At 37.3% G+C, this 4,770-nt stretch carries 3 protein-coding genes and 3 tRNA genes; all 6 read left to right on the forward strand.

What is annotated here, in order from left to right:
* Window positions 1-184 precede the first annotated feature (184 nt).
* A tRNA-Arg gene (locus PK547_00590) sits at window positions 185-256 on the forward strand.
* A 197-nt stretch (window positions 257-453) separates the two neighbouring features.
* Window positions 454-529: transfer RNA gene (locus tag PK547_00595), tRNA-Pro, on the forward strand.
* Between the two features lie 4 nt (window positions 530-533).
* Window positions 534-604, forward strand: a tRNA-Ala gene (locus PK547_00600).
* Between the two features lie 16 nt (window positions 605-620).
* Window positions 621-1,712 (forward strand): peptidoglycan bridge formation glycyltransferase FemA/FemB family protein, encoded by a 1,092-nt coding sequence (locus tag PK547_00605; protein ID HPR91225.1) that lies wholly within the window; start codon window positions 621-623, stop codon window positions 1,710-1,712.
* Between the two features lie 7 nt (window positions 1,713-1,719).
* Complete coding sequence (locus PK547_00610; GenBank protein HPR91226.1) at window positions 1,720-3,015, forward strand: UDP-N-acetylmuramoyl-L-alanyl-D-glutamate--2,6-diaminopimelate ligase; 1,296 nt, start codon at window positions 1,720-1,722, stop codon at window positions 3,013-3,015.
* 1,119 nt (window positions 3,016-4,134) lie between these two features.
* Window positions 4,135-4,548, forward strand: coding sequence for a YraN family protein (locus PK547_00615; protein ID HPR91227.1), 414 nt, complete (start codon window positions 4,135-4,137; stop codon window positions 4,546-4,548).
* Window positions 4,549-4,770 lie beyond the last annotated feature (222 nt).

Consider the following 4,770-nt stretch of genomic DNA (forward strand, 5'->3'; position numbering starts at 1 on the left):
TTAGAAATTGGAAATTGGACATTAGAAATTAGTATATATCCCGTCCCCATAGCTCTCCGCCGGCTGGCGGAGGATAGAGCAACAGCCTTCTAAGCTGTTTTCACGATATTTTTGTCCCCATAGCTCTCCGCCGGCTGGCGGAGGATAGAGCAACAGCCTTCTAAGCTGTTTTCACGATATTTTTGTCCCCATAGCTCAACGGATAGAGCAACAGCCTTCTAAGCTGTGGATGAGGGTTCGATTCCTTCTGGGGACACAACGTACAAAACGTTAATTCGCTTTGCGAATTGTACGTTTTTACGTTGTAGGAACGCCACGAAAGTCGCGTTACCACGACCACGTGGTTTACGTGATAAAATTGCAAATTGATGTCTAAACGGGGGTACGGAACAAATCTTTTTGACTGCTGTTTAGACACTAGACCTTAGACCTTAGACTTTTAGTACGTTTTTCCGGGGTGTGGTGCAATGGTTAACATGCGTGCTTTGGGAGCACGAGACTCCGGGTTCGAGTCCCGGCACCCCGACCAATATGGGCCTATAGTCTAGTGGCATGACGTGGCATTCGCATTGCCAAGGCGGGAGTTCGATTCTCCCTAGGTCCACATCAATTAAAATATTATGGCTACCCCTAAGGGTAGCTTTTGTGATATCATAGAATTGGCTATGGAAGATAATACCAAATTAATCCTTAGGGAAACCACTGTTGCAGATGATTATAATGCGGCTATTAGCGGCGATTTTTTTACACCCCTAAGTCAGACTTGGTCATACGGCTTATGGCAAAGGATTTCACACCGCAACCTGAAAAATTTTATTATTCAGGATGACTCCGAAATTTTAGGCGGGTTTCAATTGTTGCAATACCCCCTCCCCTTTAAGCTGAGCTACTTATACATACCCCATGGGCCAGTCTTAAAAAAAGAGCTGTCTCAAGCACAAGAAAATAATCTTTTAGGCCTATTACAAAAACTCACTCGAGAGAGTCATGCTATTTTTCTTAGGATTGATTGCTGGCCCAAAAAATTAAAAACATTACCCAATAAAATTTGGCGAGAAGCTCCTGACTATACCTATCATGGAGCCTTCTTTCAACCACGTTTTGAATGGATGCTTGATTTGCGCCAAAAAAAAGAAACGCTTTTGGCTAAAATGCACCCTCACTGCCGTTATAATATAAAACTTGCCGAGAAAAAAGGCGTGCAAATTAAAAAAATCGTCGGCACCGACTTAGTCAATTATTTCCCCATTTTTTACGCTTTAATGGTAGAAACTTCAAGGCGAGACGGTTTCGGTCTCCATCCCAAAGATTATTATAAGAGCCTTTTTGAGACGGGCCAAAATAATATAGAGCTTTTCTTTGCCCAATATGACGAGCAATATTTAGCCGTTGATTTGATTTATTATGAAGGTAATGTGGCCAATTGGGTATTCGGTGGGTCAAGCAATAGCTATAGAAATCTAAAGTCCACATTTCTTTTACAATGGCAATCTATTCTGAGCGCGCAAGAAAAGGGTTATAAATATTATACTTTCGGCGGAGCCTTTAATCCTGAATATCCGACCCTTTATACCAGCTATAAAGGCATTACAGATTATAAGAGAAATTATGGCGGTCTTTATCTAAACTACAATGCTGCTTATATTTTTTCTCCGAGACCAGTATTAAATTATTTCTATAATCTTAGGCGTCTATTAAAAAATCATTTTTAATAAAATTATGTCTATCTTAAAAAAAATAAAAAAATTAATTGCTACCCCCTACCATTATTTTATTCCAGTGATAGGAAGTCTGGTATACGGCAAGCCCTCCAATAAAATGATTATTATTGGCATTACCGGTACCAAGGGTAAAACCTCAGCCGCTAATTATATTTGGTCTGTGTTAACAGCAGCCGGGCATAAAACTGGATTAATTGGCACGGCTAATATTCGCATAGGAGAAGAAGAATCTATGAATCCGTACCATATGACTATGCCAGGGAGAACCATTATTCAGAGCTTGCTCAAGAAGATGCTAGACAATGGTTGCGAGTATGCTGTTGTAGAAACCACTTCGGAAGGAATAAAACAATGGCGGCATAAGGCTATCAATTACGATACGGCTATCTTTACTAATCTCTCCCCGGAACATTTAGATGCTCATGGAAGCTATGAGAATTATAAAAAAGCTAAAGGACAATTATTTGAAATGTTGGCAAGGCTTCCCCGAAAAACTCTAAAGGGCAAAAAAATACCTAAAACTATTATTGCCAATATAGACGATAAAGAAGCTGACTATTATTTGCATTTTAAGGCAGACCAAAAAATTACTTTTGGCATCAATACCAAAGCAGATATTCAGGCCAAACAAATAAAGTTAGCCCCATTCTCCAGTGAATTTATGGTAGACGGTTTAAATTACAAATTAAACCTTCCCGGAGATTTTAATATTTACAACGCGCTCGCAGCCATGGCTGTCGCCAAAAATTTTTCTTTACCCCAATCGGCTACTATAAAAGGTTTAGCAGACTTACGCACTATTCCTGGTCGTATGGAAAAAATTGACGCTGGTCAAAATTTCATAGCCTTAGTGGACTATGCCCATGAAGAAAAAAGCATGATCGCCGCGCTCACTGCAGTTAAAGGGATGACGGATGGTAAAGTAATTGTCCTCTTAGGGGCTGAAGGCGGGGGGCGAGACAAGGCAAAAAGACCTGCCATGGGTAAAGTAGCAGGAGAATTAGCTGACTATGTTGTCATCAGCAATGTTGACCCTTATGAAGATGACCCCAAGCTCATAATTGAGGATATCGCTGTTGCGACTGAAGCATCAGGCAAAAAAGAAGGAATAGATTTATTTAGGATAGAAGATAGACGCGCTGGCATTGCCAAAGCACTGGGCCTAGCAAATAAAGATGACGTAGTTTTAATTACAGGCAAGGGAGCCGAACAATTTATAACCATAAGCGGAACGCGCTCGCCTTGGGATGATAGGCAAGTAGTTACAGAAGAAATAAAAAAATTATTACGCTAAAAACAAAAACCACCTTCACCAGGTGGTTTTTTAATGTGTTATCTTTTTGCCTAGTTATAGATACCCTCGACGCGCAAATAGAAGAATCGGAAATACGTGTATGGCAAATATAATCGTACTCCTTTCCTTAATTTACATTGTTTTTATATTCATCTTGTCGGTGGGCCTAGATTGAAGTGATAAAATAATGGGAAAAATAATCATAACGTTTTTACTTTTTACTAAATGGCTGTATTAACAAAAAATAAAATTAGTTGCCGTCTGAATAAAAATAGATGTAGCGCACAATAATTTTACAATAATTAGCTGCGGACTATTTTGAAAATTGGCGCCCTCTTATGTAAATTCTCTACCCCGCCCCCTCCTTCTGACATTAAAACAATTTCGATAGCTTTTAGGCATGCTCTTAGCTTCTTATCTTAGACCGTATTTATCCGTTTTTCTGGCGGACTTTCAGCAAATTAAAAAAATAGCATACCTGTTAATAAGGTCGGTATTATAAACAGGTTCCGTCAATACATAAAATTACCTATAAAGAGATTGGACTACTACCGGCTTATTAGATAACTACAAAATTCCCCATCTTGCCTATCAACTCAAAACCATCTCCGGTTCGCAACAACAGGTGCATTATTAAATACAATGTTTTATATTATGTCAATAAGTATAAGTCTAACTGGCAATTATGCTTAGACTGGCTATAGGCAAAAGAGAATGTCGCAAAATAATGTGAAACATGTTTCACACTGTGTAACATGTTTCACACTCCCTTAATGTTTCACGTGAAACATTAAGTATGCTAAAAACACCAAAAAAGTGTTTCACGTGAAACAATTCACACCGTGTAACATGTTTCACACCTAAAAAGTGTTTCACGTGAAACATTACAATGTTTATTTAGTAATAATTGTTTCACGTGAAACATTAATATAATTAAAATAGGTTAATAAGCAAAGTATGTCTTTATAAAATACTAAAAAACTAAAAAGTTATCCACAGCGTTTATAACCTGTGTATAATTATGTATATAATGGTTTAAATTTTTTGTTGTTGACTTTTCTGTGCTAATAATTCAAAATAAAAAATAAGAATCAAGTTAATTTTATTTCCAAATAAAATATGGCCAGAAATAAAACATCTATTGGATGCGCTTTGGAAACGCAGGCCTGCCTTTACTTGACAAAAAATGGTTATGATATTATAGATAGGAATTTTAGAATGCCTTTTGGAGAGATAGATATAATCGCCAAAGACAGACAAGCTCAGGAATTGGTTTTTGTTGAGGTAAAGGGCATGACTATTAATTCCGATTTAGATAAGAACAACAGGGCAAAACCGGAAGACCATTTCACTGCAACCAAAATACAAAGATTAAAGAAAATCATAATGGCATATCTGAATAATAAAAATCACGCAGGAATAAGGTATTATGACACTCCTTGGAGAGTTGATCTGATAGCTATTGAATCAAGCCCTGCCGGGACCATTTTAAATCTTAATCATTATAAAAATCTTTACATTCCCTTCGGCTAGATAATTGACATTTGGGAAGGATTTGGTATAATGTTTTCGTAAGTTAAAACCGTTACGGAGAGTTTTTATTTCCATCACGGGTCGCCTAAAGCGACTCGTTTTGTTTAAAGGACTCTCATAAAAATATAAATTTTAATAAATGCTCTCATTCCTAACCGATTATTAAAAAAACAATTATGGAATTAAAAGATATATACTCTTATTTTTTAACTTAACTATTAA

This window comes from Candidatus Paceibacterota bacterium, assembly GCA_035404205.1.
Taxonomy (GTDB): Bacteria; Patescibacteriota; Minisyncoccia; order UBA6257; family JAVHQB01; genus JAVHQB01.

Coding starts and splice junctions, on each gene's coding strand:
- PK547_00615 (HPR91227.1), top strand. CDS start 4,135: ATGGCCAGAAATAAAACATCTATTGGATGCGCTTTGGAAACGCAGGCC.
- PK547_00605 (HPR91225.1), top strand. CDS start 621: ATGGCTACCCCTAAGGGTAGCTTTTGTGATATCATAGAATTGGCTATG.
- PK547_00610 (HPR91226.1), top strand. CDS start 1,720: ATGTCTATCTTAAAAAAAATAAAAAAATTAATTGCTACCCCCTACCAT.